The organism is Nesterenkonia sp. CL21, assembly GCF_031705515.1.
Classification (GTDB): Bacteria; Actinomycetota; Actinomycetes; order Actinomycetales; family Micrococcaceae; genus Nesterenkonia; species Nesterenkonia aethiopica.
The window spans coordinates 978,871-1,005,096 of the sequence record NZ_JAUTWR010000001.1; the positions used below are offsets into that span (position 1 = coordinate 978,871).

The following is a 26,226-nucleotide window of genomic DNA, read 5'->3' on the forward strand; positions in this document are numbered from 1 at the left end:
CAGCCTACCGTCGCCACGAGAGGAAGGCCGAAGCCTTGACGCACGCCTCCCAGGTCACCCATCCGGACACCGGCCAGGTCCGAGTCCGCTCCCGGCCCGACGGCGCCGGCTCCCCCCACGATCCCTTCGGCGACGGCTTCCTGCTGGACCACCAGCACCCGGATCTGCGTCGTGTCTCCCCCGGCGACTGGCTGCCGGCGCTGCGGGCGGGGGTGGCCGAGGAGAAGGCTGAGCTCGAGGAGATCGCCGCGCGGGGCGCTCCGGCCGACGTCGACGATCCCCTGCGAGCCGTCGGGCGGGCCGGTGGGAGACTGCGGCGCGTTCAGCGCGCGTTCTCCTGCGTGTTCTCCGCAGACGCCGGCCCGGACCTGCAGGACGTCCAGGCACACTGGGCCCCCGAGATGGCCGCCCACCGAGACTGGGTGCAGCTGCACCCCGGACTGCACCACCGACTGCGTGAGCTTGCCCAACGCATCGACGCCGGGGCCGTCTCCCCCACCGCGGAGCAGCGTCGGATGCTGCACCGTCTGCTCGCGGAGGCTGAGGCCGCCGGTGCGGGACTCTCCGGCACCGACCAGGAACGCCTGCGGGAGCTGAACCGGAGGATCGCCGCCGAGGAGACCGCCTATCAACGCCTGCAACGGGCTGAGGCCGCAGAGTCCGCCGTCTACGTCGCCTCCGCCGATGAGCTGGTGGGGCTCGACGACGCTGTGCTCTCCTCGGCACGAGAGGCCGCGCGCGCCGCCGGCCATGACGCCGGGCACCTGCTCCGGCTCGGGATGCCGGTGCAGCAGCCGGCGCTGGCGGTGCTGCGTGATCGTCAGACCCGGCGTCGTCTTCACCTCGCCTCCTCCGAACGCGGCGGCATGCCAGGCGACGACGGGCGCACCACGCGGCAGATCGGCGCGGACATCGCTGTGCTGCGGGCGCGGCGGGCACGGCTGCTGGGCCATGACCATCACCTGGACGCGGTGCTGCCGCTGCGCACCGCGTCGGACGTCTCCGCCGTCCAGGACATGCTGCGGCCACTCATCGCCGGGGCACGGCGTCGGCTGGCCGAGGAGCTCGCGGTCGTGGAGGAGCATCTGCGCGCCGCCGGGGACGTCCACGACGAGCTGCGGCCCTGGGACCTCACCTATGGGATCGCCGCCGTAGAGCGGGCGGCCCGCGGTGCAGCCGAGGGACGCGACGACGCCCCGGGCCCGCCCGCGGACGCCTCCCTGCCTCTGGAGGAGGCGCTCGGACGGGTGTTCGCCGCCGCCCGCCGGGTCTACGGCCTGCAGGTCCACGAGCGGACGGACCTTCCGGGGTTCGTCGACGGGGCCCGCAGCTTCGAGGTCCGCGACGTCGACGGTGCCGTCCTGGGCCTGTTCCTGCTGGATCCGTTCGCTCGTCCCACCAAGGCCGGCGGCGCCTGGATGAACTCGTTCTCCGTGGCGTCCTCCTTGACGGGATCCCGTCCGGTGGTCATCAACTGCCTGAACCTGGCACGCCCAGCCGACGGCGAGGCGGCGCAGGTCACTCGTGCCGAGCAGAAGACCCTGTTCCACGAGTTCGGCCACGCGCTGCACGGGCTGCTCGCCGAGGCCGAGTTCGAGGCCCTCTCCGGCACTGCCGTGCCGCGCGATGCCGTGGAGTTCCCCTCTCAGGTCAACGAGGTCTTCGCCGACCTGTGGCGCCCGTCCCCGGCGTCAGGATCGCATCTCCACCCCGGGGCCGACCCCCACTGGGGCCGTGGAGCCTCGATGGTGGAGCATCTGGCCGCCGTCGTCCTGGACCTCGCCTGGCACACCCTCAGTCCCGAGCAGGCCGAGGAGGCGGCCAGGGATCCGGAGGGATTCGAAGACCAGGCGCTGGCCGCGTGGGGGCTGGACCATCCCCTGGTGCCGCCGCGCTACGGCACGGGCTGCTTCAAGCACATCTTCGCCGGCTCCGGGTACGCGGCCGGGTACTACTCCTATCTCTGGGCGCAGGTCCTCGCCGCCGACGCCGCCGAGTGGTTCCGCACGGTCATGGACGACGAGAGTGCGCTGCGGAAGGCCGGAGATCGATTCCGCGCCGAGCTGCTGCGCCGCGGCGATACCCGAGAGCTGGAGGAGTCGTTCCGGCACGCGATCGGGCGGGAGCCCACGCTCGCCCCCTTGCTGCGCAGCCTCGGGATGACACCGCCCGCCTGACGTTCCCGCGCCGGACCGACGTACCGACGTACCGACGGTGAGTCGAAGAGTCAGCGATTCTGCTGATCGGCCTGCCGTCGGACGGAGAGGATGCGCTGGACCACCGTGACGGCCGAGGCCGCCGCCAGCAGGGTCAGCACGACGAGCAGGACCGAGGAGTGCAGCCCCAGACCCGTGAAACCGGTGAACACCAGGGCCAGGACCATCCTCTCGGGACGTTCGGCGATGCCGACATCAGCGGTGTAGCCCATCGCCTCGGCTTTGGCGCGCACATATGGCACCAGGCCCCCCAGCAGCAGGCAGGCCGCGGCGGCGACACCGATCCAGGGCTGGTCGCCTCCGGTGAAGAACCAGATGAGCAGACCCAGGAAGACAGCTCCGTCCTGCACCCGGTCCAGGGTGGAGTCCAGGAACCCGCCCAGGGGCGAGGACCGGCTGGACATGCGAGCCATGAGTCCGTCGATCAGGTCCGAGAAGATGAACAGCGTGATGAACACGGTGCCCCAGAACAGCTCCCCCAGGGGGTAGAGGACCAGGGCGCCGAGGGCCACCCCGACGGTGCCGATCACGGTGACCATGTTGGGCGTGAGCCCCACACGCATGAGCAGCTTCGCGACCGGGGTGAACAGGGCGCCGAAGAGGCCTCTCGCATACCTGTTGAGCATCAGGCGTCCTGCTCCTGTCCGGCCTCACCGGACGTCCCTTCCGTCTGTGCCTGATCTGCGGCGAAGGCCCGGGCGGCCTCGTCCCAGACGTCGTGGAGCATGCGGTGGGTCTCCCCCAGCGTCTGGGCCATGTTCTTGGTCTGGGCGATGATCGGCAGGAAGTTGCCGTCGCCGCCCCACCGGGGCACCACATGCTGATGCAGGTGCGCGGCGATCCCGGCTCCACCGTCCTTGCCCTGGTTGAGCCCCAGGTTGAACCCGCCGGGTGCCGCGACGGTCCGCAGCGCGACCATCGCCACCTGGGACAGTCGGGTGAACTCCTCGGACTCGGCGGCGCTGAGGTCCGTCAGGTCCGGCACATGCCGGTAGGGGCAGACCAGGAGGTGGCCGGGGTTGTAGGGGTACAGGTTGAGCAGCACGTAGCAGGTCGTGCCGCGGTGCACGATCAGGGAATCCTCGTCGGTGCGCCCCGGCGCGGTGCAGAAGGGGCAGTCGGAGGTCCCCGAGACTTGGTCCTGCCCGCGGCGCATGTACGCGATGCGGTGCGGGTTCCAGAGGCGCTGGAACGCGTCCGGCACCCCGGCCAGGGAGAAGTCGTCCTCCGCCGGGTCGGGCGTGGTGTCGGCGTCGTGCTCCTGGTCCACCACGGGCCGCTCAGGCCTCACGGTCCTCGATGGCCTTCAGGATGCGCGCCACGGCCTCGTCGACCGGCACCTGGTTGTCCTGGCTGCCGTCACGGAAGCGGAAGGACACCGCGCCCGCGTCGGCGTCCTCACCACCGGCGATGAGCACGAACGGGATCTTGTCCTTGGAGGCGGTGCGGATCTTCTTCGGGAACCGATCGGTGCCGTCCTCCAGCTCGGCGCGCACGCCGGCGGCCCTGAGCCTGTCGATGACCTCGCCGAGGTAGTCGTTGAACGGCTCGGCCACAGGGATGCCTCGGACCTGGACCGGCGCCAGCCACGCGGGGAAGGCTCCGGCGTAGTGCTCCAGCAGAATGGCGAAGAACCGCTCGATCGATCCGAACAGGGCCCGGTGGATCATGATGGGGCGCTGTCGGGTGCCGTCCTCCGCGGCGTACTCCAGCCCGAAGCGTTCCGGAAGGTTCGGGTCCACCTGCACCGTGGACAGCTGCCACTTCCGCCCGATCGCGTCGGTGACCTTCAGGTCGATCTTCGGGCCGTAGAAGGCCGCCTCCCCCGGAATCTCGGTCAGCTTCAGACCCGAGGTCACCGCCACATTGCGCAGCGCCTGGGTGGCGTCCTCCCAGAACTGGTCGGAGCCGACCCACTTGTCCTTCTCGTCGTCCCGCATGGACAGCTCCAGCTCGAAGTCGTCCAGGCCGAAGTCACGCAGCAGCGAGACGACGAACTCGACCACCTTGGTGACCTCGTCCTCCAGCTGATCCTGCCGGACGAAGAGGTGCGCGTCGTCCTGGGTGAACCCCCGCACGCGGGTCAGGCCGTGCAGGGCCCCCGAACGCTCATTGCGATAGACGGTGCCGTTCTCCGCGAACCGCAGCGGCAGGTCCCGATAGCTGCGCCCCCGCTCCTTGTAGATGAGGATGTGCATGGGGCAGTTCATGGGCTTCAGGTAGTAGTCCTGGCCCTGCTTGGTGATGGTGCCCTCGTCGTCACGCTCCTCGTCCATGTGGATGGCGGGCCACATGTCGTCCTGGTAGTTGGCGAGGTGACCTGAGGTTGCGAAGAGATCGGCCTTGGAGATGTGAGGGGTGTAGACGTAGGTGTACCCGGACTCCAGGTGCCGCGCACGGGCGTGCTGCTCCATGATCCCGCGCACCAGCCCTCCCTTGGGATGCCAGACGGAGAGGCCGGAGCCGATCTCCTCGGGGAAGCTGAACAGGTCCAGCTCACGACCGAGCCGACGGTGGTCCCGACGTTCGGCCTCGGCGAGGCGCTCCTGATAGGCCTTGAGGTCGTCCTTCGTCGGCCAGGCGGTGCCGTAGAGGCGCTGCAGCTGAGGGTTGGTCTCCTTGCCCCGCCAGTACGCGCCCGCGGCACGCATGACGGCGTACCCGTTGGCGATGAGCTTCGTGCTGGGCAGGTGAGGCCCCCGGCACAGATCCGCCCAGACCTTCTCCCCCTTGCGGTTCACGTTGTGATAGATCGTGATGACGTCGCCGCCGACCTCGACGTCGGCCCCGTCCGCGGACCCGCCTCCGTCGCCGCCGAGCAGCTCCAGCTTGTAGGGCTCCTCAGCCATCTGCCGCTTCGCCTCGGCGAGGTCGACCACTTCGCGTTCGAAGGTCTGCCCCGACTTCACGATCTTCTGCATCGCCTTCTCGATCTTCTTCAGATCCTCCGGCGTGAACGGCTCCTCGACGTCGAAGTCGAAGTAGAAGCCGTCCGTGATGTAGGGACCGATGCCCAGCTTGGCCCCGGGAAAGAGCTGCTGGACGGCCTGGGCCATGACGTGGGCGGTCGAGTGCCGCAGGACGTCGAGCCCTTCCGGCTCGCTGATGTCCACCGGCTCGACCACGGCGCCGGCCGGGATCTCCCGCGACAGGTCCCAGACCTCTCCGTCGACACGCATCACCACAGTCGTCGCCTGGTCCGCGAAGAGGGTGATCCCGGTGGTGCCCGGCGCGATGCCGGTGGCCTCGCCGTCGATCGTGATGGTGATCTTCTCGGACACTGCGTTCTCGGACACGGGGAACGGTTCTCCTCACGGATCGGCCGGCGTCGCCGGCCAGGGGCAGGACACAACAGACCCTTCGAGAGGGTCACCAGTGATTCTACGGGAATCGGCGACCGCCCACGCATTCGGCCCGGGCCTGCCGGAGCGCGCCGCCGCGCCTCGACTCCGCCCGCGCCCGCAGGCCGGTCACCGTTGGCAGCCAGGGCACCAATAGAGGGTGCGACCCTGGAGCTCTCGGGCGGCGATGGCCTCTCCGCACCGCAGGCAGGGGGTCCCGTGATGCCGGTAGACCCAGTGGCGACGTTCTGCCTCCGGATGCGAGGAGACCCGATAGTCATGCGTGGCCTCGGACGGCGGCGGATCCGGGGTCCGCACCGTGCGGATCACGCCCTCCCGGACTCCGTCCCGCAGCTGGTCGGTGAGTCGGCGCCACAGCGCGGCGGCCTGCTCCGCCGGGAGCTGTCGTGCGGGCATGTCCGGGTCGAGGCGCTCCAGGAAAAGCGACTCCGCCCGATAGATGTTCCCGACCCCTGCGATCACACTCTGGTCCATCAGCGCGGCGGCCAGCGGGGTCCGACGTCGAGCCAGGCGTCCGGCGAAGCTCTCGATCATGTCATCGAGGGTCGCCCCCTCCGGCTGACGCAGCGGATCGGGACCGAGCCGGGCGATCACCTCGCGGTGCTCCTCGGCGGTGAGGACCGCACACCTCGACGGTCCGCGGAGATCTGCCCATCCGTGAGGAGAGCGGATCCGGGCTCGGACCGCGCCCTCCGGAGCGGTGGGGACGATCCAGCCGTCGTCGTCGCGCCGAATGTCCCAGGCTTGCGCGGCGGCACGGGGTGCGCCCAGTGTGGCGGCGCCGTCGAAGGACTCGTCCCCCCGGAAGCTGAACGCCCCGTACAGGCCCAGGTGGACCTGCCAGACGTGGTGGCCGACGCGCACGAAGAGGTGCTTGCCCCAGGCCTCTGCCTGCTCCGGGGCACGTCCGTCCAGAAGGGCCGCGCCCGCGGCGAACCGGCCCTGCGGCGAGGTGACCTTCCACATCCTGCCCACGAACAGGTCGCCGATCTGCCGGGCGAGCCGGTGCAGCGTGTGTCCTTCAGGCATAGCTCGTCTCAGTCGTCGGTGCTCAGTCGACGATCTCGCCGGACTCCTCGTAGCGGGTGATCTTGCCGATCCGGCGCGCGTGACGCTCCTCGTCGGTCCACTGGGCGGTCAGGAACGCCTCGACGATCTCGGTGGCTTCTGCGACGCTGTGCTGGCGGCCGCCGAGCCCCACGACGTTGGCATCGTTGTGCTCGCGGGCCAGCCGGGCCGTGTCCAGGTTCCAGGCGAGCGCGGCCCGGATGCCACGGACCTTGTTGGCGGCGATCTGCTCCCCGTTGCCGGAGCCGCCCAAGACGATGCCCAGAGAGTCCATGCCCTGGCGACGGTCCTCGGCCACAGCCTCGGCGGCGCGCAGGCAGAACGCCGGGTAGTCGTCGAGCGCGTCATACTCCTGCGGACCGTGGTCGATCATCTCGTAGCCCTGGGCGCTGAGGTGCTTCACGAGGTGGGCGGAGAGCTCCATGCCGGCGTGGTCGGTGGCGATGTGGACGCGCATGTCAGGCGGTGTTCCTCTCGAGGGACGTCAGGTGGCGGGCGACTCATCGACGCCACCTGGTGCTGTGGCGCCGATGACATCCTATGAGGAAATCGCGCTCGTCCTGGAACGCGTTGCGCCGCGAGGGGAGCCTGCCCGACGGACGGTATCGTGAGAGGCACAGGCACCACAGATGGGGAGAGCATGCAGATCGACCAGCACACCTTCCGGGTGGAGGTGGCCTGGAGTGACGACGGCGGAACGACCGGGCCCCGAGACTACCGACGCGAGCACACCGTCACAGCGGTGCTGAGCGAGCGGGAGTCCTCGCGCGGGCTGGAGTCCCCGCCTCCGCTGACGGGGTCCGCGGCCCGGGCCTTTCATGGCGACGCTGAACGGTGGAACCCGGAGCAGCTTCTGCTCGCCGCCCTGGCACAGTGCCATACCCTCTCCTATCTGCACGCGGCCGCCGCGGCGGGTGTGGTGGTGACCGCGATGACCGTGCACGGCACGGCCGAGCTTCGGGTCCACGGCGACGGTTCCGGGGAGATCACCGCGGCAGTCCTCCGCGCCGAGGTGACGCTGGCCGATGAGAGCCGGCGCGCACGGGCCGATCAGCTGCATGCCGAGGCCGCCGAGCGGTGCTTCATCGCCCGGAGCGTGAACTTCCCGGTCACCCATGAACCGGTGTCCCAGTTCCGGTCCACCGGCGCCTTCGACCGCGGCACCTCCCCCAGCAGATCCACTCCACCCGAGGCTTCCGCACCTCAGGGGTCCGCACGCGAGGGCTCGGAGGATCGGGCCCCTCGTCCCCAGTTCTCGCGCCGCCTCGGTGCTCCGATCGCCACAGTCCGTCCGGTGGGACGCCCCCCGTCGCAGGTGAGCGGCCTCCCGTCGACGGAACGACCCACCACGGAGCCGCCCTCCGCCGAAGGGGAATCGTCCTCCGACCATGCGGCGACGGCGTCCTCCCGTCCCGCCAGTGCCGACATGGGATACTTGCCCGCACCCGGAGGACTGCCGATGGGTGACCCTGCACCGTCCCCGGATCAGAAGTCCTTCTTCGAGGAGGTGGGCGGCCACGAGACCTTCCAGCGGATCGTCGACGTCTTCTACGACCAGGTGGCCGAGGACCCCGATTTCCGCGCGATGTATCCCGAGGAGGACCTCGAGCCCGCCAAGCGCCGGCTGCTGATGTTCCTCGAGCAGTACTGGGGCGGGCCCCGGACCTACCAGGCCGAACGCGGCCATCCGCGACTGAGGATGCGCCACATGCCTTTCCGCGTCGATGCCCAGGCGCGAGACACCTGGCTGCGGTACATGCGACGAGCGGTGGAGGCCGCAGACCTGTCCCCGATGCATGAACAGATCCTCTGGGACTACCTGGAGCGGGCGGCCCACTCCATGGTCAACAGCTGAATCATGCCGCGGCGTGAACCGCGCCGCCGCTCAGATCCCGGTCCGGCGGCACAAGATATGACCACCGGCTGAGCTCAGGCGCAGCCAGCGACCCAGACCGTGCACGGCGGTGCGCCCGCCGGAGGCCTCCGGGCTCAGGAAGTTAAGCGCGTGAGAACCGAACGCCGCACCGGCCGGAACCGCCTGCGCCGCTGCCGAGGCCGCCGTCCCCTCGGACGCAGCGGGGCCGTCAGCGGGATCCGCAGGTGCCGACTCGGCCTGCACATCGTCCGTGGAGGCGCCCGCGGTGGACTCAGCCGCAGTCTCAGCGAGGCTGCGGCCCCAGACCCGCTCACGGACCTGCTCCACGACCGCCGCGCCGGCCGTCTCCGGCACGGTCCGGGCGATCTCCGCGATGCCGTGCTCGGCTGCGGCACGCACGACGTCGTCCTCCAGCTCCCCCAGGGGCTGCCATCCCGTGCGCGGGGGCGTCACGGCGGCCCACGGCACGCTCAGCCGGCTCGGCGGCAGCGGCAGCACGGTCTCCGCCGGGTTCATCCGGGCGAGACGCTCGGTGATCGCGCTCAGCTCCACGGTGACGTCGGCTCGGGACGACCGGGTCAGAGCCATGGTGCGCAGCCCCAGCACCGCAGGCAGTCGACCCACCAAGGAGCTGGGCGTCATCACCGGCACCCAGGCGGCCAGCACCGTGCCGACGGCCTGCAGCCGGACGCCCTGCTCCTGGATCCGGCGGGCACGCCGGATATAGGTGTGCAGGTCCTGCAGGGCCACGGCCTCCGCGAAGTGCAGCTCCCGCGGCTCCTCAGAGGCGCGCGCGGAGGAGGGGTCGGGCGAACGGGGTCCGGGGGTGCTCGTCATGGCGGCCATTCTTCCATCTGCCGCTTCGGGGACCGGTCCCCGTGGAGGTCTGTGACGGGGCATGTCCGCACGGGGCGCTCACCGTCACCGACACACCGCAGCGGCTCACGGGGCCGCCCCGCAGAGCCTGCCGCTGACCACGCGCTGCGCTCGGTAGAGTGGTGTTCAGTCCCACCCCGTACCAGCCGGTACCATCCTGTGCCGCCCTCCCCACCAGCCCGCCCCCTCCGGAGGTCCCATGTCTGAGCGTCCGTACCGCGTCCCCACCCCCGCAGAAGCCGTGGACCGTCTGGTGGGCATGCTGGACCTCGAGGATCTCGTCCCGGCCGACGGCGAGCCCGGCGCAGAGGAGCGCTTCCTGGGACCGGTCTTCGACCAGGCCTTCTGGCGAGTCTTCGGGGGTCAGGTGCTCGCCCAGTCGGCGATCGCCGCGATGAGGACCGTGGATCCGGAGCGAGTCATCCACTCCGTCCACGGATACTTCCTCCGCCCCGGTGATGCCACCAAACCGATCGAGATCGGCGTCGAGCGGCTCCGCGACGGGGGCTCGTTCTCCGCCCGACGCAGCCAGGCCTATCAGGACGGGCGGCCGATCCTGTCGATGATCGCGTCCTTCCAGCGGCCGTCCCCGGGGCCGACGCATCAGCAGGACATGCCGCTGGACATCCCCAGACCGGAGGAGCTCGCCGCCCCGCATGAGCTCGTCGGGCACGTGAAGCACCCTGTCATGCAGGAGTGGGCCCACGGCAGGCCCTTCGAGATCCGTCATGTGGACCGCCCCATCTACTTGGAGGAGGACACGCTGCCCCGGGCCGCCAACGCGGTGTGGATGCGCACCCGCGGCCCGCTGCCGGACGATCCGAACGTCCACCGGGCGGCGATCCTCTATGCCTCCGACTACACGTTGTTGGAGCCGGTCCTGCGACGCCACGGGCTGTACTGGGCCAAGCCGGGGATGAAGGTGGCCTCCTTGGACCACGCGATGTGGTGGCACCGGGAGGCGCGCGCTGACGGGTGGCTCCTCTACATCCAGCGCAGCCCGAGCGCCCAGAGCTCGCGCGGACTGGGTGCGGGCGCCATCTACACCCGTGACGGAGCCCTGGTTGCCACCGTGGCTCAGGAGGGCATGGTGCGTCGTCCCCACGGACTGAAGCCGCGCATCCAGGAGCGCGTCCAGCAGTCGATGGTGCGCAGTTCACGCACCCAACGTCGTCTTGAGCGGCAGTACGGCAGCACATGGGCCTCCCGCTATTTCACCCGATGAGCTGTCTCGCCCGCTTCTCCGGCGCGTCGCCTGGCACGATGCGCCGCCTCATCCGGTGAAGGCCGAGGCGGGGCTCAGACTGCGGTAGAGGCGCAGGCTCGCCGTCGCCGTCGCCGCCCAGGAGTATTCTTCGGCTCGCACGGCCGCCGTCGTGCTGTACCGCTCCCAGGCGCGCCGGTGGAGGACCAGCCAGCGCATCTGTTCCGCCCATGCCGCGGGGTCCAGCGACCTGATGAGCCGGCCGCTCCGGCGGTGGGTGACCAGTTCGGAGAGCCCACCGACGTCATGAGCCAACACCGGGGTCCCACAGGCCATCGCCTCCAAGGCCACCAGCCCGAAGGACTCGCTGTAGGAGGGCATCAGCACAGCGTCGGAGTCGCGGAACAGGGATGCGAGCTCGGGGTGCGGCAGCGGGTCTGTGGTGCGCACCAGATCCGCCACTCCGTGGTGGGCGGCCAGTCGCCCGATGTCCAGGGCATCGTCGCCGCTTTGGCGACCCGCCACTGTGAGCTCCACCGGAGTGTCAGGCATCACCCTGCGGAACAGTCCCAGCGCCTCCACGGCGACCTGCGGGCCCTTATGGGGCTGCAGGCGTCCGGCGAAGGTCAGCCGCAGCGGTCGGCCCTCCAGGCTGAGGCGGGGGTCCTCGCCTTCGGGCGGGTGGAAGACGCTGAGGTCGACGCCGGGGCGCACCGAGGTCACGTCTTCCGCCTCCACGCCGAAGAGCCGCACCAGGTCGTCACGTTCGCGGGCGGTGTTCGCCGTCAGGGCGTCCGCTGAGCGTGCGATGGCCGCCTCGGCCGCGTCGCGACGGTGGTCCTCCGTCGCCGCCGGATCGCACTCCTGCTTCACCGCGCCGATCGTGTGCATGGTATGGACCAGCGGCACCTGCAGTCTGCGCGCCATCAGGGTGCCGGCCAGGCCGGAGATCCAGTAATGGGAGTGCACCGTGGTCACCTCGGTGCCGTCGACGGCGGCCAGGCTTCGCAGCGCGCGCCTGGCGAGGGACTCGACATCGTCGACGAGGCGATTCTTGCCGCCCGGTCCTCCCGCGCGCAGCTGGTGGACCCGCCTCCCGTCGTCGAGCAGGCGCACGTGGTCGTCGTCGTCACCGGTGGTGACCAGGTCGACGCAGACCCCGGCGGCCCTCAAGGCCCGGGACAGCGAGTTCACGTAGACGTTGAGTCCGCCGGCATCGCCCGCGCCGGCCTGGGCCAGCGGAGAGGTGTGCAGACTCACCATCACGATGCGGAGCGGCGAGGGCCCTCCGCAGGGGAGCGTGGTGGTGGCGGTGGCCAAGATGCTGGTCCTCCGTGGGCGGCTGATGCGGTGCAGGTGACCGGAGCTCCGGTCAGCCGTCCGACTCTGGTCACGACGGCTCTCTCCATTGTGCCTGAGCCGCGGCCTTCCGCGCGCCCTGCGTCGCGCCAGTATCGGGAGACGGACCGCTCTCGGCCATCCGGACGGCAGGCTCGGAGCGCCGTGGCCCATCCTCCAGTTCAGCGCCGGAGATAGTCCGCACATCCGGCCGCAGCGTCCTCCCCCACCTCGCGGGTGAAGACCCACAGGCCCTCATCGTCCTCGATCACAGGCTCGAAGCCGAGTCGGTCCGCCCGGGCGAAGGCCTCCTGAGGAGTCAGCGGGTCACTGCCGCCCAGCTCGTCGACACGGTCATCGATGATGAGCCACATCAGGCGATCCTCATCCGTGGTGCCGTTGAGCCCGACCCTCGTCCGGTCCACCAGATGGGGCACCGCGGTGTCCGCTGCCTCGACACAGACGCCGTCGGGGATCCGATCCACCGCACGGAGGTGGGCCTCGGCCCGGTCCGTCATGGTCCAGTTGTCCCCGGTGAGCGTCCGCTGGAAGGGGAACACCTGGGGGAAGAGCAACGTGCCCACCAGGGTCACCGCCAGCACCGTCGACGGCAGGGCGACGGCGATCCGCCGTCCGGCGCGCGGACCGGTGCGGCCTGCGATCCGCCGGACGACGTCCAGGGCGGCGAGCAGGAACACCGGGGCGAGGATCGCGTCGTACTGGTAGACAGGGGCCCAGACGTTGAGCCTGTCGTTGAACAGGCGTGACAGGAGGATGGGGGCCCCGATGATCACATACGGGGAGGCGAAGGGCAGGAGCCAGAGCGGGAGGAAGTGGAGCAGCCACAGGCCCACCTTCAGGGGGTGGTCGAACAGGACTGCGACGGCGTGCCAGGGCTGGGTGAGCATGAACACCACCGCGGCCCCCGCCGAGGCGCCCAGAGCGGTGTACTCCCAATATCCGAACTCCCCCGCCGGAGAGAAGTGCGGGATGACGACCTCCGTGGCGAACCAGAATCCCAGTACGCCCAGGGCGGCGGTGACGGCCGCCGGGAGCCACTGACGACGGATCGCCAGCACGAGTGCGACCGCCAGCAGGGTCACGCCCAGATCCTCGCGGACCAGCAGCAGCGCGGCCGAGAGTCCGACCGCCAACCATGGGCGGTGGCGTTCCATGGCCCAGATCACCCACGCGATGAGCGGCACACCGAACGCGATCTCGTGGAAGTCCCAGTTGACCATCGCCTGGAACGGCCAGAAGAGCAGCACCGCGGCCGCGCTGAGGATGGCCGGACCGTGACTGAACCAGGATCTGACCACCAGGTACACCGGGACCGCGGTGGAGACCAACAGCGCCGTCATGGCGACGTTCAGCATGCGGGGGTCGCCCCAGATCCAGTACAGCGGGGCCAGGGAAGCGATGATCGGGTGGAAATGATCCCCGAGCAGGTGGAAGTCTTCGCCCTTGATCGGCACGATCGGCGCCTCGAACAGCGCATACTGACGCACCGCCTGGTCGAAGATGCCCAGGTCATAGCCCTTGGCCTCGAAGTTGCGGAACCGCAGCAGCGAATGTGCCAGGTACAGCAAAGAGGCCGCCGTCATTACGGCGGCCAGCTGCCATCTCTGTGAACGCGTCAAGCGCCCCGGGAGGGATTCGAACCCCCGACCGGCGGATTAGAAGGCCGCTGCTCTATCCCCTGAGCTACCGAGGCTGGCACTGGTCGGTCACCACGGCACGTCCACGCGCGGTCGGTGCGGCGGTTCCCCTCCAGTCCGATGGACCAGTCTACCGACTTCTCTCCTCCACAGGCGACCTGCCCCTGCGCTCGACACGCCGGGGTCTCCACAGGGCTCTTCGGTTCCCTCGCGGAGGCCGCCGCTCTCCGCGCAGACTGGCGTGACCGGGCACGACGACCCGGACACGGGTCCGTCACCGCGGACAGCCCGCCCCGCCAGCGGGGACCCCAGACGATCGGCCCGCAGGGTCAGCACACCATTCCAGGAGGACACCATGACCGAGACCATCACCGTCCGAGGCTTCATCGGCAACGACATCCGACACATCACCACGGACAAGGGCCTGCCGATCTCCACTTTCCGACTGGCCTCCACTCCTCGACGCTACGACCGGGAGCGCGGCGAATGGGTGGACGGCGAGACCAACTGGTACACCGTCACCAGCTTCCGAGCCCTGGCCCAGAACGTCCACTCCACCCTGGCCAAGGGCGACCCGGTGCTCGTCACGGGGAGGTTGAAGGTGCGGCAGTGGTCCAACGACACCGGTCAGCGAGGCACCTCGGTGGAGATCGACGCCGACGGCGTGGGACACGACCTGACCTTCGGGACCAGCTCCTTCACCCGACTGGGAGGACAGCAGGCGGACTCCTCCGCCGGCTGGGGCGCTGCCAGCGGCCCGACCTCTCCGGCCGACCCGGAGCAGGACCTCCGAGCCCTGTCGGCCGCGGCGGAGGAGGCGGAGGGCAGTCCCTCCGCATGGGACGGCCACGACTCCGAGGAGGAGCCTGTCGCCGCCCCGTTCTGAGCCGACTCCCCGAAGCATTGGGCGAACAGGCCCCCGGCCGACTAGCCTGGAGGGCATGGCAGAGTTCATTTACACCATGGTCAAGGCCCGCAAGAAAGTGGGCGACAAGGTCATCCTCGACGACGTCACGATGTCGTTCTACCCCGGCGCGAAGATCGGCGTCGTGGGCCCCAACGGGGCGGGGAAGTCGACGATCCTGAAGATCATGGCGGGCCTCGACCAGCCCTCCAACGGTGAGGCCCGACTCTCTCCGGGCTACTCGGTGGGGATCCTGATGCAGGAGCCCCCGCTGAACGAGGAGAAGACCGTGCTCGGCAACGTCCAGGAGGGCGTGGGCGAGATCTACGGGAAGCTTCAGCGGTACAACGAGATCTCCGACGAGATGGCGAATCCGGACGCCGACTTCGACTCGCTCATGGAGGAGATGGGCAAGCTCCAGGAGCAGATCGATGCGGCCAACGCCTGGGACCTGGACTCCCAGCTGGAGCAGGCCATGGACGCCCTGCGCTGCCCGCCCGGTGACGAACCGGTCACCCACCTCTCCGGTGGTGAGCGTCGTCGTGTGGCCCTGTGCAAGCTCCTGCTGTCCAAGCCGGACCTTCTGCTGCTGGACGAGCCCACCAACCACCTCGACGCCGAGTCCGTCCTGTGGCTGGAGCAGCACCTCGCCGACTACGAGGGCGCGGTGCTCGCCGTGACGCACGACCGGTACTTCCTGGACCACGTCGCCGAATGGATCTGCGAGGTCGACCGCGGTCGGCTCTACCCCTATGAGGGCAACTACTCCACGTACTTGGAGAAGAAGCGCGCCCGCATGGAGATCCAGGGCAAGAAGGACGCCAAGCTGGCCAAGCGACTCTCCGAGGAGCTCGACTGGGTCCGCTCCAACGCGAAGGGCCGTCAGACGAAGTCGAAGGCTCGTCTGGCGCGCTATGAGGAGATGGCCGCCGAGGCGGAGCGCACGAAGAAGCTCGACCTGGAGGAGATCCAGATCCCGCCCGGGCCGCGCCTGGGCACCCAGGTCATCGAAGCGGAGGGTCTGCAGAAGGCCTTCGGGGACCGCCAGCTCATCGACGGGCTGTCCTTCTCACTGCCGCGCAACGGGATCGTCGGGGTCATCGGCCCGAACGGTGTGGGCAAGACGACGCTGTTCAAGTCTGTCGTGGGCCTCGAGGACCTCGACGGCGGTGAGCTGACCGTCGGCGAGTCCGTGAAGATCTCTTACGTGGATCAGTCTCGCGCCGGCATCGACCCGGACAAGTCGCTCTGGGAGGTCGTCTCGGACGGCCTGGACTACATCAAGGTGGGCAACGTCGAGATGCCGTCGCGCGCCTATGTCTCGGCGTTCGGATTCAAGGGGCCGGACCAGCAGAAGAAGGCCGGCGTGCTCTCGGGTGGTGAGCGCAACCGACTGAACCTGGCGCTGACCCTCAAGCAGGGCGGCAACCTGCTGCTGCTGGACGAGCCCACCAACGATCTCGACGTGGAGACGCTGGGCTCGCTGGAGAACGCCCTGCTGAACTTCCCGGGATGCGCCGTGGTGATCTCCCACGACCGCTGGTTCTTGGACCGGGTGGCGACTCACATCCTGGCATGGGAGGGCACCGAGGAGAATCCCGCCCAGTGGTACTGGTTCGAAGGGAACTTCGAGTCCTACGAGCAGAACAAGGTGGACCGTCTCGGTCCGGACGCGGCCCGCCCGCACCGGGTGACCCACCGGAAGCTGACCCGCGGCTGAGCGCCGACTCAGCTGCGGCAGAGCACGGCCCGCGGCAGAGGCCCCGGCGGCAGGATCCAGGTCCGGATCCCGCCGCCGGGGCCTCTGTCATACGGATGCCCTCCGACGTTCGGCGCCGCGCTGCAGGGGCGCTGCAGGGGCGGTGCGGAACGGCGCGCGTCGCCGCGGAGCCGCGTTCAGGCCGGCGTGGCGGCCAGCTCCTCGACGCGGGGGTACTTCACCGGGGCGGCATCGGTCATCTGCTCGAGGGTGCGGATGACCTGAGCGGAGTAGCCGAACTCGTTGTCGTACCAGACGTAGAGGATCGCCTGGCGACCGTTGACGATGGTGGCCAGGCCGTCCACGATGCCGGCCGCACGGGTTCCGACGAAGTCGGTCGACACGACTTCGGCGGAGTCGATGTAGTCCACCTGCTTGTGCAGCGGCCCTTCCAGGGATTCCCGGCGCAGGAACCGGTTGAGCTCCTCCTTGGTGGTCTCCCGCTCCAGCTCCAGGTTGAGGATGGCCATGGACACGTCCGGGGTGGGCACGCGGATCGCGTTGCCGGAGAGTCTTCCGGAGAGCTCAGGAAGCGCCTTGGCGACCGCTTTGGCCGCGCCGGTCTCGGTCAGGACCATGTTGAGCGCTGCGGACCGACCGCGCCGTTCTCCCTTGTGGAAGTTGTCGATGAGGTTCTGGTCGTTGGTGTAGGAGTGGACCGTCTCGACGTGTCCATGGTCGATGCCATAGGCCTCGTGCATGAGCTTCGCCACCGGGGTGATGGCGTTGGTCGTGCAGGACGCGGCGGAGAGGATGCGGTCCTCTTCGGCGATGTCACCGTGGTTGACGCCGAAGACGATGTTCTTGATGTCCCCCTTGCCAGGAGCGGTCAGCAGGACGCGGGAGACCCCTTCGGCCTGCAGGTGCTGGCTGAGCCCCTCCTCGTCACGCCAGCGGCCGGTGTTGTCCACCACCACGGCGTCCTGGATGCCATGGGCTGTGTAGTCCACGGCAGCCGGGTCGTTTGCGTAGATCACCTGGATGTAGGTGCCGTTGGCGATGATCGCCTGGTTCTCCTCGTCGAGACGGATGGAGCCGGCGAAGGGTCCGTGCACGGAATCCCGGCGCAGCAGGGAGGCACGCTTCGCGAGGTCGTTCTCCGAGCCGCGGCGGACCACGATTGCCCGAAGCCGCAGCCCGGAGGCGGAGGACGCGCGGCTGACGAGGATGCGGGCCAGCAGGCGCCCGATGCGACCGAAGCCGTAAAGCACGACGTCTCGCGGCTCGGAGCCGCCCTCGCCGCCGCGCCCCACCACCTCGGCCAGCTCCCGGCGCAGGAACTCGGTGAGGTCGGCGGAGCCCGAGGCCTTGAAGCGGGCGTTGAGCCGGGCGATGTCCACGCTGGCGGCCCCGAGGTCCAGGGTCGTCAGGGCCTCCACCAGCGGGAGAGTCTCGGAGATCGGGAGCTCAGTCTCGTCCACCTGGCGGGCGAAACGGTGGGCTTTGAGGATGTCGATGGCGGACTGGTTGACGAGCTTCCGTCCGTGGATTCCGGTCACCACGTTGTTCTCGCGGTAGAGCCGTCCGATCAGCGGGATCATGGCCTCGGCCATCGATTCCCGGTCGATCCACTGCTGGAGATGTTCGTCAGCGGGGTTCGGCACAGTCTGGTTCCTTCCGTGAAGACGTCATTGTCCTGGGCGGAGGCCTCGCGTCGGCGGTGTCGTCGCCGGGCGGGTGGTCGAAGCGTTCCTGGTTCCAGTCTAGAGCGTCGTCACGGCGACGAATGCCGCAGGGTCCGCCGCAGCGGCCGGATGTGATGCAGCACACTCCCGCCAGCCGGGATCGGCGGGCGGGACGTGGTGGGACGGGCCGGCCTGTACGCCGGATTCTGTGCCGCACCATGGTGCGGCGGCCATCATCCATCTGGGCACCGTGTCGCCACGGGCCTCGAGCGATCAACCCGGATGCTCGGGCGGGCCGCCCTGATGACGCATCCTGTTCGACCTTGCACCGGATGGGGTTTGCCGAGCCGCGGCAGTCACCTGCCGCGCTGGTGGTCTCTTACACCGCCGTTTCACCCTTGCCCGCATCGCACGCCTCAGGCGGCTCAGCGGGCGGTCTGTTCTCTGTGGCACTGGCCTGCGGGTCTCCCCGAGTGGGCGTTACCCACCATCCTGCCCTGTGGTGTCCGGACGTTCCTCGACGTCGCAGTTATCCGCCGCACACCCTGGTGCCGGCGGGGCCTTGCGGCGCCGCGATGGCCCGGCCGACCCGTCCCGGAGGTCCATCGTACGCCAGTCTGGCGGCCCGCTCGCACCGCGGCCCCGCGGAGGTGACCCACCTCTCTTCCCGGAGATCGTCCCTCCGGTCCTGGCATCGGCGGCCTTCTCGACGTCGCACTCCGCCCCGGGGCGGCCGCCCGGTGCCGGCCAGCCGGAATCCTTCAGGGCCGAGTGCTCTGCCCCGTGACCCGGAGCCGAGTCGGCGACACGACCTCGGTGACCACCAGCTGGTCACCGTGGGAGACGTCATGCTCCGCCACCGCGGAGATCTTCAGGGGCTGCCCGCGGTGCGAGACCAGGAACTCGAAGGGGGCCCCGGCCGGGGCGCCCGTCAGGGCGCGGCCCGTGCGGCCCACCACATCCTCGAGACGCTCCTGCGGGACTTCGCCACTCCTGACCACCTTCATCGTGGCGCCCGTGATGCCGAGGACGACGACGGCGCTGAGTCCGGCCACGATCAGCGCTCCCGCCAAACCGAGGTCGAGAGCTCCCCGTCCGATCCATCCGCCGTAGCCGGCGCCGGCGACTGCGGCGCAGACTGAGGTGGAGGAGATCAGCCCGTCGGCGCCGAGATCAGGTATGACGGAGTCGAGCAGCCCGTCCAGGATGAAGGTCAGCGCCGTGAGCACGGTGAAGACCAGCGCCAGGACGACGAACCCGATCATCGTCGTGGACCCTCCGTCAGTCGCGGTCGTCGACGGAGAGGTCGTCGACGGAGGAGACGTCGCCGTCGGCGGTCTGAGGGTCTGACGCCGACCCCTGAGGGCCGACGACGCCGGCATCGACCGTTTCTGAGGAGCTCGAGCCCGAGGTGAAGTCACGCAGCAGCGCCCGCACATCGATGCCGAATGCGGAACTGGCCAGCTCCACGGCCTGATTGACGTTGTCCACGCCGTTCTTGACGACCTTGTTCGCGCCGGCCGAGTCGATCACGGTCAGGGAGTCGATGTTGTTCATGGGGGCTGCGGCCTCCCGGGCGATCTCCGGCAGCGCCTCGATGATCCGATCCATGATGGCCGCCTGCCCGAAGCTGCGGTAGGCCTCGGCCTTCTCACGCAGCGCAGAGGCCTCCGCCTCGCCCTTCTCGCGGATGGCCGCAGCCTCTGCCTCACCTTCGAGCCGGATGGCGCGGGCTTCCTTCTCGCGGCGCTCCAAGTCGGCCTGGGCGGCGAGGCGGACCCGCTCGGCCTGAGCCTGCGCCTCGGCGACTTCGGCGACGCGCCGGGCCTCGGCCTCCTGCTCGGCCCGGTAGCGGTCGGCGTCGGCCTGCTTGTGGACCTCGGCCACGAGCTCCTGCTCACGGAGCTCGGCCCGGCGCTCCGCCGTCTCACGCTGCTGGTCCACCACCGCGCGCTGAGCCTCCGCCTCGGCGCGCGGGCCGGCCGCAGCCGCCTTGGCCTTGGCCTGGTCGGTCTCCTCGCGAATGGTGGCGTCCCGCAGATCGAGCTCACGCTGTGATTCGAGGATCTCCTGCTCGGCGGCGATGCGGGCACGTTCCGACTCCCGCCGCGCGTTCTCCTCGGCGATGTCCGCGTCGCGCTTGACCTTGGCGGCCTCCGGACGGCCGAGGTCGACCAGGTAGTCGTTGTCGTCCCGGATTCCTTGGATCTGGAAGGCATCCAGCAGCAGGCCCTGATTGGTCAACGTGGACTCGGACTCGTCCAAGGCGCGGGAGGCGAAGGCCTCACGCTCCCGATTGACCTGCTCCACCGTCATCGTGCCGAGGATGGAGCGCAGCGACGCCTCCAGGACGTCCTTGGTGAAACGCTCGATCTCCTGCTGCTGCCCCAGGAACCGCTGGGCGGCGGCGCGGATCGAGTCCTCCTTGCCGTCGACCTTCACCAGTGCCACGGCCTCCACATGGAGGTTGATGCCGTTCTGGGTGATCGCCGACGTCTCCAGGAGCACCTTCCGGGACTCCAGGGAGATGGAATCGGCCTTCTGGACGAAGGGCAGGACGAAGACCCCACCGCCCTGGACGATCTTCTGACTGGCGGGAAGTTCGGAGTCCGGGCTCCGCTTGGACCCTGAACCGGAGACGATGATCGCCTCATTGGGCTTCGCGACGCGATAGCGGGCCACGACCGCCGCCGCCGCGATCACGACGACGAGAATCAGGCCGATGATGGGGACGAGCAGACTCGCCCCGAGGAATGTCTCGAGCATCAGGTCAGTACCTCTCCAGCTGGAAGTCCGTCAGACGTGCCTCGGTGCAGGTCGGGAGGACGGGAGGCCGCGCGCACCGTCCGCCACCGCGGCGACCAGCCGTCTCCGCAGGTCAGAATCACCCAGATCCCTCACGCCTGTGTCCAGCGAGCGTATCAGTGAGCTCCAGCACACTGAAGCGCTGTGACGGCGCCGTCAGACGCACCTTTTATTGCGAACGTTTCGCATTTACCGTAGGGTCGTCGCCTGTGTTTCCCTTCACCGCTGTGCTCGGCCAGGACGAGCTGAAGAACTGTCTGATGCTGTGCGCCGTCGACCCGGAGATCTCCGGCGTGCTGGCTCTCGGCGACCGCGGCACCGCCAAGACCACCACCATCCGAGCGCTGGGTCACCTGCTCTCGGCCCATGGAGTCGAGATGCCCGTGGCGGAACTCCCCCTGGGGGCCGCTGAGGATCGGGTCGTGGGCAGTCTGGACGTGGACAGGGCCCTTCGCGGAGAGATGGTCTTCGCCCCCGGGATCCTGGCCGAGGCGCACGGCGGCATCCTCTACATCGACGAGGTCAATCTGCTCGATGACTTCCTGGTGGACCTGCTCCTCGACGTCTCCGCGTCAGGGGTGAACCGCGTGGAGCGGGACGGTCTCAGCCACGTCCATCCCGCGCGATTCGTGCTGGTGGGCAGCGGAAACCCTGAAGAGGGCGAGCTGCGCCCCCAGCTGCAGGACAGATTCGGCCTCGCCACCGAGGTCCGCACCATCCGCGACCTGCGTCTGCGTCGAGAGATCGTCCAGCGTCGGCTGGAGCACGACGCCGACCCGGCGAGGTTCGCCGCGCTGCACCAGGACCGCGAGGCCCGGCTCGCCGAACGCATCCTCCGTGCGCGGGAGAGGCTCAGGCACGTCGAGGTCCCGGAGCGCGTGCTCGACCGTGTCGTCGACGTCTGCGTGGAGTCCGGCGCCGTGGGCCATCGCGCCGACCTCGTCCTGGCCAGGACCGCACGGGCGCTGGCAGCGATGGCCGGCCGTGACGCGGCGACGGAGACGGACGTCGCGCAGGCCGCCGCCCCCGCGCTGCAGCACCGTACGCCGGCCCGACCGGGTGAGAGCGCCACCGTCCAGGCGGCCCGGGTCAAGCTCACCGCGGCCCGCGTGCTGGGACTGCGCGCGGCATGAGCTCCCGCCGCCGCCGGCTCGCCGAGGACCTGGCCGACACCAGGTCGAACGCGCCTGACGGTCCTTGGGAGCCGGTGATGGAGGCCTGGACGGCTGGGGCTGAATGTGGCCTGCTGTGCGCCGGCGACCCGGTGCTGGCCCAGACCGCCTTTCGGCGGCTGCAGGACCACGCCGACGTCGTAGTGGGCCACCCGGACCGGTGGGAGTCCGACCAGCTGGCCATGATCGACCGCTCCAGGGTCCTGGCGCTGGCGGAGACGATGGGCGAGGTCCCGGCTCCGCTGCTGCGACGGTGCACGGCGATCCTGCGGTTCGACCCGCCGGGGACGCGCTCTGCCCGGACGTCCCCGGACCAGCCCGAGCTGACGGGGACCGCGCTCGAGGGCGAGGACCTCCTCACCGCCGTCGTGATGATGCTCGACCGAGCCGGGTGCCAGGACCATGGCCTCGACGTGGCCGCCTCCCGGTTGGCCATCTCGCTGAGCGCCAGGATCGGCAGCGGACGTGCGGCGGACCTCGTGGCGCGCACCGTCGCGGTTCCTCGCGCCGCCTGCACCTCCGCGACGGAGGATCCGGGGATTCCGCCCCTCCAGGAACCGACCGGAGCTGACGATCCCTCTGACACAGAGCCACCATCTGGCCCGGACTCCCCCTCAGTCTCCGCAGTGTCCGGTCCCGCCCCGGACGATCCGAGCGATGGGCCAGATGCCGACGACGGGCCCGCTCAGGACGGACCGACCCCAGAGGACCGGACGGACACCGGCTCTCCCCCCGATGCGCCGACGCCCGAGACGACAGCCGGGGAGTCCTCGGATGCGCGGGAGGTCGGCTCGGAGGACGAACCTCAGGCTGGGGACCACGCCCCGGCCTGTGACGACGGCCCCCTCGAGGGGATCGACGGCGCACAGCACGACGCCAGGGCGGAGAGCACCACAGCAGAGGGGCCCACCGCCCGGGAGACCACCGCCCAGGAGACCACTGCCCAAGAAGGCGGCCCGCCCGGAGGTGCTGCGAGCCTGGACGACCCCGGCGCGCTCGAGCTCGCCCTGCCTGACGCGCCCGAGGGGCAGCTCGACGGCCCCACCGGGATCCACGCCACGCTGCGAGCACCGCTCAGCCAGCGCAGAGCCCTGGCCCGTCGGCACCTGGACGGCCGCGACGGTTCCCGGAGCCGGTCCCAGCACCGGGGGGCCGCCTTCCGGGAGGTGGCCGTCGAGCGTGCCGGCGGCATCATCGCGGCTGCGCCCACTCTCCGCCGGGCCGCCCGCCGTCGGGGTCTCGGCCGCCGGAGCGAAGGGGACATGCCAGGCCGCCGGCCGCTGGAGTCGAGCTCCAGGCAGGATCCTGCCGAATCCCAGGCTCAGTCGCCCACCGCTTCCGCCGCCGACGTCGTGGTCCGACGTGAGGATCTGCGCGGAGTGCTGCGTCGACGCCGCGGAGGGACACACAGCGTGATCGTCATCGACGGCTCTTCCTCCCTGCGCAGCTCCGGCCTCTCGCAGGCCTCACGCACGCTGTCCGATCTGGTGAGCAGCACCGCGTCACGGCGCGGGACGGTTTCGGTGGTCCTGGCGGCCGGATCCGTGCCACGGCTGCTCGTGGGACGCACCACCAGTGCCGCCCGAGCCCGACTGTCCCTGGACCGGGTCCCCGCCGGAGGCGGCACTCCCCTGGTGCCGGCGCTGGACCTCGCCGCCGAGCTCCTCGAGGCCGAGGAGCCCCAGCATCGGCGGGTGCTGTTGGTGACCGACGGTCTGCCGACCGTCGGCCGCGGCGGGAGGCACCTGCCTCCCCGGACAGCCCAGGGGGAGCTGCGGCTCCGCATCGGTGAGCTGGTCGTCGACGGCACGGACGTGGCCGTCATCCCGGTGGGGGCGAGGTCGACCAGCACACGTCAGGCGATGGACTCCCTGCGACGCGCCGGTGCGCGGGTGCTCTGAGGTCAGGCCAGAGCCCAGCACGGCGCCATGGGCCGGTCCGCGGCACCGAGCAGACCGCTGGTAGCCTGCTCCGGTGCTGATCTTTCTCCCTCCCTCCGAAGGCAAGACCGCTCCGGACCCTGACGGTACGGCGCGGCTGGACCTGGACTCGCTGATCCTGCCGGAGCTCGCCGAGCAGCGGCGCACCGCCGTTGACGCCCTCATCCGGGTGAGCCGACAGTCCGACGCGCAGGAGATCCTCAAGGTCGGCGCGAAAGTCATGGGCGAGGTGGAGCGCAACCAGCAGCTCTGGGAGGCACCCGCCGCACCGGCCCATGACGTCTACACGGGGGTGCTCTTCGAGGCGCTCGGAGCGCCTGATCTGTCGGCCACTGCGCTGGGGCGCGCGGCGGAGAAGGTGCTGGTCTTCTCGGGCCTCTTCGGAGCCACGTCGTTCACGGACCGGATCCCGGCCTACCGGCTGTCCATGGGTGTGGACCTCTCCCCCGCCGCCGGAGACGGACCGGGCCGACTCGGCGGGTACTGGCGAGGTGCCCTGGCGGAACCGCTGCGTGAACGGGTCGGCGACCAGCTGGTGCTGGACTGTCGCTCCTCCGGCTATGCGGCGGCCTACCGTCCGCACCCGGAGCAGACTCTGGTGGTCAACAGCTTCACCGAGCGTGAGGGCACGCGGAAGGTCGTGACCCATTTCGCCAAGCACGCCCGAGGAGAGCTCACCGGCATGGTGCTGCGCGCCGAGCAGATGCCCGAGACCGTGGATCAGGTGGCCGAGCTGGCGGCCGAACGCTGGGACGTCGAAGTCCGCCCGGCGGCTGGTCGCACGCCCCACCAGCTGGACCTCATCGCCGCAGGCTGAGCCTGCGCGCGGCCCGAGCCTCCGGCGCTCGAGTCCGGCCCTCGGAAGCGGGGCAGAGGACCCGCCCCCTGAGGATCCCGCCCTGCTCAGGCGCCGGGCCGCACGCGGCTTTTCGCCGGATCCCAGTCCTGGCCGGCGGCGGCGGCGTCCATGGCCTCATTGCTCAGCGCGTCGGCGTCGCCGTTCTGGGCCCGCGGGATCCAGGTGAAGGTCACGTTCATCAGCGGCAGGATCTGGGAGGCCTCCTGGGCCAGCCGCTTCATGTCGGCGTGCTTGATCTTCCATCGACCGCTCATCTGCTCGACCACGAGCTTGGAGTCCATGCGCACCTCGACGGCGGCCTCGGGGTCGATCTCCCGCACCAGCTTCAGGCCGTCGATCAGTCCGGTGTACTCAGCCACGTTGTTGGACGCCTTCCCGATGGGCGTGGCCTTGGTGGCGAGGATGCGGCCGGCCTCGTCGCGGACGAGGGCTCCTGCACCGGCGATGCCCGGGTTGCCGCGGCTGCCGCCGTCGGCCTCGATGATCAGAGTGGTCACGTCTCTCCTGTCAGGTCCTGCAACGGGTCGATGGCGTCGCCGGGCGCATCCTCACCGAGAGGAGGACGCTCTCCGCCGGTTCACCGGCCAGGAGTGATGACGAAGTCCCAGGGGTCGGTGTTGATGCCGCTGACGGCGACCTCCACATCGTAGCCGCGATCCGCCAGGGCACGGTCCAAGGCCTGGGCCGCGGCGGGCAGCCACAGCCATTCGCTGGCGAAGTGGGAGACGTCGATCAGGTAAGGGCGTCCGTCGCGCACCGCCTCCCGCGCCTCGGATGCCGGATGGTGTCGAAGGTCACCGGTGATGTACACATCGGCGTCTGCCTCACGGGCGGCACGCAGCAGACCGTCGCCGGCGCCGCCGCACAGTGCCACACGCCGGATGAAGGCATCCCGATCCCCGGCCACCCGCACCCCTCCGGCGACGGCAGGCAGGATCGAGAAGACCGTGGCGGCGAAGTCGCCCAGCGTAGTGCCCTGGGGAAGGGAGCCGATCCTGCCCAGCCCTTCCTCCGCGAGCCCGTCTTCGGCGGCCTGCAAGGGCTCCGCATCCTCGAGGCCGAGGATCTCCGCCAGCACGTCGTTGACCCCTCCGACCGCCGAGTCGCCGTTGGTGTGGGCGGTCAGCAGGGCACATCCGGACTCGATGAGCCGGTGCACGATCTCGCCTTTGAACGACCCCGCCTCGACGCTCTGCACCGGCCGCAGCAGCAGCGGATGATGGGTGATCAGCAGGTCCGCCTCGGCCGAGCACGCCTCCTCCACCACCGTGCGCACGGGATCGACGGCGAAATGGATCAGCTCCACGGGCCGATCCCGCCGGCCCGTCACGAGCCCGACGGCGTCCCAACTCTCCGCCAGCGAGGACGGCCACAGCTCCTCGATGATCTCGAGCACGTCCTGCAGCAGCGGCACACGGCGGCCTGCGGCCACAGGAGGCGCGGGGGCGACACCGGACGGAGCCGGTGAGGAGTGGGTTCCAGGGCCGGAATGGTCTGCCATGCCACCAGTTCTACCCTCTCCGCGGGGATATCACCAGGGACGCACCGGGCGATGAAAGCGGTC

The 26,226-nt window shown here is 70.0% G+C and carries 21 protein-coding genes, 1 tRNA gene, 1 other RNA gene and 1 pseudogene; 9 read left to right on the forward strand and 15 right to left on the reverse strand.

The window, feature by feature from the left end; all coding sequences use genetic code 11:
• The first annotated feature begins 35 nt into the window (after positions 1-35).
• Entirely contained in the window at positions 36-2,177 is a 2,142-nt protein-coding gene (locus Q7C18_RS04380; RefSeq protein ID WP_311024346.1) for a M3 family metallopeptidase, read from the forward strand.
• Between the two features lie 50 nt (positions 2,178-2,227).
• Here Q7C18_RS04380 and pgsA read toward each other — a convergent pair whose 3' ends face one another.
• The 5 genes from pgsA to Q7C18_RS04405 form a co-directional block, all read right to left on the reverse strand.
• Complete coding sequence (gene pgsA, locus Q7C18_RS04385; protein ID WP_070159951.1) at positions 2,228-2,842, reverse strand: phosphatidylinositol phosphate synthase; 615 nt, start codon at positions 2,840-2,842, stop codon at positions 2,228-2,230.
• Entirely contained in the window at positions 2,842-3,486 is a 645-nt protein-coding gene (locus Q7C18_RS04390; RefSeq protein ID WP_311024450.1) for an HIT domain-containing protein, read from the reverse strand. The genes pgsA and Q7C18_RS04390 overlap by 1 nt, the downstream gene beginning before the upstream one ends.
• Before the next feature lie 10 nt (positions 3,487-3,496).
• Positions 3,497-5,512, reverse strand: a complete 2,016-nt coding sequence (gene thrS, locus Q7C18_RS04395) for a threonine--tRNA ligase (RefSeq protein WP_396954328.1) — start codon at positions 5,510-5,512, stop codon at positions 3,497-3,499.
• A gap of 174 nt (positions 5,513-5,686) precedes the next feature.
• Entirely contained in the window at positions 5,687-6,607 is a 921-nt protein-coding gene (locus Q7C18_RS04400) for an Fpg/Nei family DNA glycosylase (protein WP_070159954.1), read from the reverse strand.
• 22 nt (positions 6,608-6,629) lie between these two features.
• Complete coding sequence (locus tag Q7C18_RS04405; protein WP_070159956.1) at positions 6,630-7,103, reverse strand: ribose-5-phosphate isomerase; 474 nt, start codon at positions 7,101-7,103, stop codon at positions 6,630-6,632.
• Between the two features lie 183 nt (positions 7,104-7,286).
• Between Q7C18_RS04405 and Q7C18_RS04410 the strand changes: the two are divergent.
• Both Q7C18_RS04410 and Q7C18_RS04415 read left to right on the forward strand, forming a co-directional pair.
• A pseudogene (locus tag Q7C18_RS04410) lies at positions 7,287-7,751 on the forward strand (OsmC family protein); the annotation flags it as partial.
• Between the two features lie 354 nt (positions 7,752-8,105).
• Entirely contained in the window at positions 8,106-8,501 is a 396-nt protein-coding gene (locus Q7C18_RS04415; protein WP_070159986.1) for a globin, read from the forward strand.
• Positions 8,502-8,531: 30 nt separating this feature from the next.
• On the opposite strand, the gene Q7C18_RS04420 is transcribed toward Q7C18_RS04415, so the two are convergent.
• Positions 8,532-9,359, reverse strand: a complete 828-nt coding sequence (locus tag Q7C18_RS04420; protein WP_311024347.1) for a hypothetical protein — start codon at positions 9,357-9,359, stop codon at positions 8,532-8,534.
• Positions 9,360-9,597: 238 nt separating this feature from the next.
• Here Q7C18_RS04420 and Q7C18_RS04425 point away from each other — a divergent pair, with 238 nt between their 5' ends.
• The gene (locus tag Q7C18_RS04425) at positions 9,598-10,623 is read left to right on the forward strand and encodes an acyl-CoA thioesterase II (RefSeq protein ID WP_311024348.1); all 1,026 of its coding nucleotides are present in this window, start codon (positions 9,598-9,600) and stop codon (positions 10,621-10,623) included.
• 48 nt (positions 10,624-10,671) lie between these two features.
• Here Q7C18_RS04425 and Q7C18_RS04430 read toward each other — a convergent pair whose 3' ends face one another.
• From Q7C18_RS04430 to Q7C18_RS04440, 3 genes are all read right to left on the reverse strand, one after another.
• Complete coding sequence (locus Q7C18_RS04430; RefSeq protein WP_311024349.1) at positions 10,672-11,922, reverse strand: glycosyltransferase; 1,251 nt, start codon at positions 11,920-11,922, stop codon at positions 10,672-10,674.
• 200 nt (positions 11,923-12,122) lie between these two features.
• The gene (locus Q7C18_RS04435) at positions 12,123-13,580 is read right to left on the reverse strand and encodes a DUF2079 domain-containing protein (RefSeq protein ID WP_311024350.1); all 1,458 of its coding nucleotides are present in this window, start codon (positions 13,578-13,580) and stop codon (positions 12,123-12,125) included.
• Position 13,581: 1 nt separating this feature from the next.
• Positions 13,582-13,654, reverse strand: a tRNA-Arg gene (locus Q7C18_RS04440).
• Between the two features lie 299 nt (positions 13,655-13,953).
• Between Q7C18_RS04440 and ssb the strand changes: the two genes are divergently transcribed.
• Positions 13,954-14,484, forward strand: coding sequence for a single-stranded DNA-binding protein (ssb, locus tag Q7C18_RS04445; RefSeq protein ID WP_311024351.1), 531 nt, complete (start codon positions 13,954-13,956; stop codon positions 14,482-14,484).
• Positions 14,485-14,539: 55 nt separating this feature from the next.
• The gene (gene ettA, locus Q7C18_RS04450; protein WP_085437043.1) at positions 14,540-16,222 is read left to right on the forward strand and encodes an energy-dependent translational throttle protein EttA; all 1,683 of its coding nucleotides are present in this window, start codon (positions 14,540-14,542) and stop codon (positions 16,220-16,222) included.
• A 176-nt stretch (positions 16,223-16,398) separates the two neighbouring features.
• Here ettA and Q7C18_RS04455 read toward each other — a convergent pair whose 3' ends face one another.
• From Q7C18_RS04455 to Q7C18_RS04470, 4 genes are all read right to left on the reverse strand, one after another.
• Positions 16,399-17,865, reverse strand: a complete 1,467-nt coding sequence (locus Q7C18_RS04455) for a glyceraldehyde-3-phosphate dehydrogenase (protein ID WP_311024352.1) — start codon at positions 17,863-17,865, stop codon at positions 16,399-16,401.
• A gap of 200 nt (positions 17,866-18,065) precedes the next feature.
• An RNA gene (rnpB, locus tag Q7C18_RS04460) (RNase P RNA component class A) lies at positions 18,066-18,478 on the reverse strand.
• A gap of 169 nt (positions 18,479-18,647) precedes the next feature.
• A complete protein-coding gene (locus Q7C18_RS04465; protein WP_311024353.1) occupies positions 18,648-19,151 on the reverse strand; it encodes a hypothetical protein in 504 nt (167 codons plus the stop codon).
• Between the two features lie 16 nt (positions 19,152-19,167).
• The gene (locus tag Q7C18_RS04470; protein ID WP_311024354.1) at positions 19,168-20,652 is read right to left on the reverse strand and encodes an SPFH domain-containing protein; all 1,485 of its coding nucleotides are present in this window, start codon (positions 20,650-20,652) and stop codon (positions 19,168-19,170) included.
• 248 nt (positions 20,653-20,900) lie between these two features.
• On the opposite strand from Q7C18_RS04470, the gene Q7C18_RS04475 reads away from it, so the two are divergent.
• The 3 genes from Q7C18_RS04475 to Q7C18_RS04485 all read left to right on the forward strand — a co-directional run bounded on the left by Q7C18_RS04475 (position 20,901) and on the right by Q7C18_RS04485 (position 24,620).
• Positions 20,901-21,824 carry an AAA family ATPase gene (locus Q7C18_RS04475; protein ID WP_311024355.1) on the forward strand — a complete coding sequence of 308 codons (924 nt, stop codon included), beginning with the start codon at positions 20,901-20,903 and terminating at the stop codon, positions 21,822-21,824.
• Positions 21,821-23,764: a VWA domain-containing protein gene (locus tag Q7C18_RS04480; RefSeq protein WP_311024356.1), complete on the forward strand. Its 1,944-nt coding sequence runs from the start codon at positions 21,821-21,823 to the stop codon at positions 23,762-23,764. The genes Q7C18_RS04475 and Q7C18_RS04480 overlap by 4 nt, the downstream gene beginning before the upstream one ends.
• Positions 23,765-23,837: 73 nt before the next feature.
• Positions 23,838-24,620 (forward strand): peroxide stress protein YaaA, encoded by a 783-nt coding sequence (locus Q7C18_RS04485; protein WP_311024357.1) that lies wholly within the window; start codon positions 23,838-23,840, stop codon positions 24,618-24,620.
• Between the two features lie 86 nt (positions 24,621-24,706).
• Here the strand turns inward: Q7C18_RS04485 and Q7C18_RS04490 are convergent, their stop codons facing one another.
• The gene (locus Q7C18_RS04490) at positions 24,707-25,159 is read right to left on the reverse strand and encodes a reverse transcriptase-like protein (RefSeq protein ID WP_311024358.1); all 453 of its coding nucleotides are present in this window, start codon (positions 25,157-25,159) and stop codon (positions 24,707-24,709) included.
• An 80-nt stretch (positions 25,160-25,239) separates the two neighbouring features.
• Positions 25,240-26,163 (reverse strand): Nif3-like dinuclear metal center hexameric protein, encoded by a 924-nt coding sequence (locus tag Q7C18_RS04495; RefSeq protein WP_083277806.1) that lies wholly within the window; start codon positions 26,161-26,163, stop codon positions 25,240-25,242.
• Positions 26,164-26,226 lie beyond the last annotated feature (63 nt).